This window comes from Arthrobacter sp. Bi83 (genome assembly GCF_918698095.1).
Lineage (GTDB): Bacteria > Actinomycetota > Actinomycetes > Actinomycetales > Micrococcaceae > Arthrobacter.
Window position 1 is genome coordinate 1 of the sequence record NZ_CAKKLY010000106.1, and the last position, 3322, is coordinate 3322.

Genomic DNA, 3322 nt, shown 5'->3' on the forward strand with positions numbered 1-3322 from the left:
CCCCAGGACCGGCCCCGCCCCGCGTGCCTGCCCGCAGGACCTGCCCCGCAGGACCGGCCCTGCCCGTGGGCCGCGTGCGGGAATCCCTTGACTCAGCCCCGTCCGTGGGCAATAGTTTCTCCGAATCCTGCCGGATCCTGGCCGCAGCCGGCCTGTTTCATCCAGCGGAGGGGAAGCCGTGGAAACCATCAATAGCAGGCTCATCAACTGGGCCTCGATCCTGGATGACAAGACGCGTGAGCAGGCCCTCGCCACGTCCCGGCTGCCGTTCATCTACCCGCACCTGGCTCTGATGCCGGACGCGCACCTCGGCAAGGGCGCCACGGTGGGGTCCGTCATTCCCACACTGGGCGCGATCATGCCGGCTGCCGTGGGAGTGGACATCGGCTGCGGCATGATCGCGGTCAGGACGCAGTACTCGCTGAAGGAACTGCCCCGGGACCGGAGGCGGCTGCGCGAGGACATTGAGCGTGTCATTCCACTGTCCGCAGGCCACAACAACCGGAAAGTCCTGGCCACTGCCGAACCCCGCGTCGCTGAGCTGGGGAGGCTGGCGGCCAAGGCGGGTTTTGATCCCGGCCAGTACGTGGCCAAGTGGGAGTTGCAGCTCGGCTCGCTGGGTTCGGGCAACCACTTCATCGAGGTGTGCGTGGATGAGACAGACGCCGTCTGGCTGTTCCTGCATTCGGGCTCGCGCGGCGTTGGCAACAAGATCGCGCAGCACCATATTGGGGTGGCGCAGCGGTTCAGCAGAGAGAAGCGGATCACGCTGCCGGACCCGGACCTGGCTTCCCTGGAGGAGGGCACCCCCGAGTTCACCCGGTACATCAAGGAACTGCGGTGGGCCCAGCACTTCGCCCTGCTGAACCGTGAGGAAATGATGGACCGGGTGATCACGCAGTTCGGCACCTGGGTGGGCGGCAGGGTGCATGAAAGCGAACGGATCAACTGCCACCACAACTTCACTGCGCAGGAAACCCATTACGGCAAGTCCGTCTGGGTGTCGCGCAAAGGGGCCATCAAGGCCGAGGCGGGGGACCCGGGCCTGATCCCGGGCTCCATGGGCACTGCCTCCTATGTCGTGGAAGGCCTGGGCAACCCCGTGTCGCTGAATTCCTCACCGCACGGCGCCGGCCGCGAATACTCCCGGAACGCGGCCCGCAAGACCTTCACCCTGGCGGAACTGAAGGAGGCCATGCACGGGATTGAATTCCGGGCCACCGAGGCGTTTATCGACGAGATCCCGGCGGCCTACAAGCCGATAGACCAGGTCATGCGCGACTCCGCTGATCTCGTCAAGGTAAGGCACAAGCTGCGGCAACTGGTCAACGTCAAGGGCGACTGAACCTGCACCGTCGGGGTGCTCTGGACGCTGCTGCAAGGCGGTGCCAAGGTGAAGCAGTAGGGGTGAACATTCCGGCACTGAAGCAACGGAGGATGTCATGAATCTCGACGAACTGGTCTTCCACCCCTGGGCGGTGCAGGGGCCGCGCGATGTGCCTACGTTTGTCGGTGGCTCCGGCAGCTATGTCGTCGACGCCAATGGACGGCGCTACCTGGATTTCAGCTCGCAACTGGTGTTCACCAACCTCGGTCACCAACATCCGCGCATCGTCGCTGCGATCAAGGAACAAGCCGACCGTCTGTGCACGCTTGCGCCCAGCCACGCGTCCGACGTCCGGAGCGAGGCGGCGCGGCTGATTGTGGAGGTCGCGCCGGAGGGCCTCGGGCACGTGCTGTTCACCACCGGCGGAACAGAGGCCATCGAGCATGCGGTTCGAATGGCGCGCCTTTACACGGGACGACCGAAGGTGCTCGCCGCCTACCGCTCCTACCATGGCTCAACGGCGGCATCGATCCACCTCACCGGCGACCCGCGCCGCTGGGCCTCGGACACCGGGGCGGCGGGTGCCGTCCACTTCTTCGGTCCTTTCCTGTACCGGTCGGCGTTCGGGTCGAGGACCCCGGAGGAAGAGTCCGAGCGGGCGCTCGCCCACCTCGAGCAGGTGATCCTCCTGGAGGGCCCCTCGACGATCGCCGGGTTGGTCCTGGAATCTGTGATCGGCAGCTCGGGCGTCATCGTGCCGCCAACCGGTTACCTGCGTGGGGTCCGCAACCTGTGTGACCGCCACGGCATCGTTTACATCGCGGACGAGGTGATGGTCGGCTTCGGCCGCACGGGAGCCTGGTTCGGCGTCGACCACGATGGCGTGGCACCCGACCTGATGGCGTTCGCGAAGGGAGTGAACTCCGGGTACGTGCCGCTGGGCGGCGTGCTGGTCGGCGACGCGATCTACGAGATGTTCACCAAACGCCCCTACCCCGCGGGCATGACGTACAGCGGCCACCCACTCGCCTGCGCAGCAGCCGTCGGCGCCATCAACGCGATGCACGAGGAGGGCACCGTCGCTGCAGCAGCACGCCTCGGCGGGGACGTCCTTGGGCCAGGACTCCGTGAGCTTGCGGCGAAGCATGAGTGTGTCGGGGATGTTCGCGGCATCGGCGGCCTCTGGACCGTCGAACTCGTCCGCGACCGGCTGACCAGAGACCCGCTCGTGCCGACAGGAGCCACTGGCGCGGCGAACGCGCCGATGGTCTCCTTCGTCAAGGCGTGCCTGGATCGGGGTCTGTTGCCGCTGACTATGGGCAACCGCGTCAATGTCGCTCCTCCCCTAAACGTGAACGACGCCGACGCCGCCGCGGGCCTCGCCATCCTGGACGACGCCCTGGCTGCGGCCGACGGCTATCTGTCTTAGGCCTGGGTCCACCGAAAGGACGGGCAGCGGAGGGTGGTCAGGTGCGAAGGCTGGCCCCCGTCCGAATGTGACGCTAGATGAACGCGCGTGACCCCCCGTTTCCGGCCCATTGAACCCTGTTTATGACACTCCCTATGGTGAATTCATGACTAGTTCCAGGCCGGGCATGACCCGCATTGAGGCCGGCGAGAGCCAGGGGCCCCAGCGCAGGCGTGCCCTGGAGATCGCCCTGGCCCTTGGTTTGGTCCTGCTGATCAGTGTGGGCGCCATTGTTGCCTCTGCCGTATCGCGGGATTCCAACGCGTCGGCTGCGCCAGCGGCCCCCAGTGGACCCGCCCATGAGCTCAAGCTGGGTTACTTCGGCAACATCACGCACGCCGCTGCCCTGGTGGGCGTCAATCAGGGCTTTATCAAGGACAACCTGGGCAGCACCAAACTCTCCACGCAGGTGTTCAACGCCGGCCCGGCGGCCATCGAGGCGCTCAACGCCGGGGCCATCGACGCGACCTACATCGGCCCGAACCCGGCCATCAACTCGTTCGTCAAGAGCAAGGGCGAATCCATCA

Annotated in this window: 2 protein-coding genes and 1 pseudogene; all 3 read left to right on the plus strand. The window is 66.2% G+C overall.

All coding sequences use genetic code 11. From position 1 onward, the window contains the following. Positions 1 to 178: 178 nt before the first annotated feature. A complete protein-coding gene (locus LQ144_RS22755; protein WP_230121510.1) occupies positions 179 to 1345 on the plus strand; it encodes an RtcB family protein in 1167 nt (388 codons plus the stop codon). An 88-nt stretch (positions 1346 to 1433) separates the two neighbouring features. Further along, positions 1434 to 2756 (plus strand): annotated as a pseudogene (locus tag LQ144_RS22760) (aspartate aminotransferase family protein); the annotation flags it as partial. 166 nt (positions 2757 to 2922) lie between these two features. Then, the coding region (locus LQ144_RS22765; RefSeq protein ID WP_230121512.1) for an ABC transporter substrate-binding protein at positions 2923 to 3322 on the plus strand (400 nt) is incomplete at its 3' end.